Source organism: Sandarakinorhabdus rubra (assembly GCF_010994245.1).
GTDB lineage: Bacteria > Pseudomonadota > Alphaproteobacteria > Sphingomonadales > Sphingomonadaceae > Sandarakinorhabdus > Sandarakinorhabdus rubra.
Genome location: NZ_WMHO01000436.1, coordinates 1 through 759, shown reverse-complemented (window position 1 = coordinate 759; position 759 = coordinate 1). Strand labels below are relative to the sequence as shown.

General features: G+C 71.1%; 1 protein-coding gene. It reads left to right on the top strand.

Translation table 11 applies throughout. The features are described from left to right. Positions 1-657 (top strand): dihydroorotase (locus GJV64_RS15105; RefSeq protein ID WP_164158345.1); only part of this gene is annotated, 657 nt, incomplete at its 5' end. Positions 658-759 lie beyond the last annotated feature (102 nt).

The window sequence follows — 759 nt, the reverse complement described above, 5'->3', positions numbered from 1 at the left end:
GCTCCGGCGTTTGCGGAAGCGCTCGCCATTGCGCGCGATTGCCGGCTGGCCGAAGCCACCGGCGCTGCCCTGCACATCCGGCAGGTCACGACCGCGGAAGGGCTGGCGGCCGTGGCGGCGGCCCAGGCGCGCGGCGTCGACGTGACGGCCGGTGTCACCCCGGCCCACCTGTTCCTCAACGATCTTGCGGTCTCGGGCTTCCGCAGCTTTGCCCGGCTGTCGCCGCCGCTGCGGTGCGAGACGGACCGGCTGGCCACGCTGGCCGGGGTGCAGGGCGGCATCATTTCCATCCTCTCTTCCGGCCACGATCCGCAGAGCCAGGACGACAAGCGCCAGCCCTTTGCCGAGGCACGCGCCGGCATGGCCGGAGCCGAAACCCTGCTGGCACTGGGGCTTGGCCTGGTGCGCGACGGCGTTGTTGACCTGTCACGTCTGATCGCCATGCTGACCTGCAATCCGGCCCGCCGCTTCGGGCTTGTCGCCGGAACCCTGCAACTCGCCGCACCGGCCGACGTGATGCTCTTTGACGATGCGGCGCCGTGGCGTATCGAAAGCCGCCTGTTCCATGGCCCCGGCAACACGCCGTTCGACGGGCTGCCGACAGCGGGACGGGTGCGCATGACAATGAAGGGCGGAGAGGTGGTTTGGCGGGTTTGAAGGCAATTGGCGCACTGCTGGTGCTGGCCCTGGTGGCCGGCGACCCGGCACTGGCGGCGCCGCGCAAGAAGCGCGGTGCCAAGCGCGCGCGCGCCGCTGCCG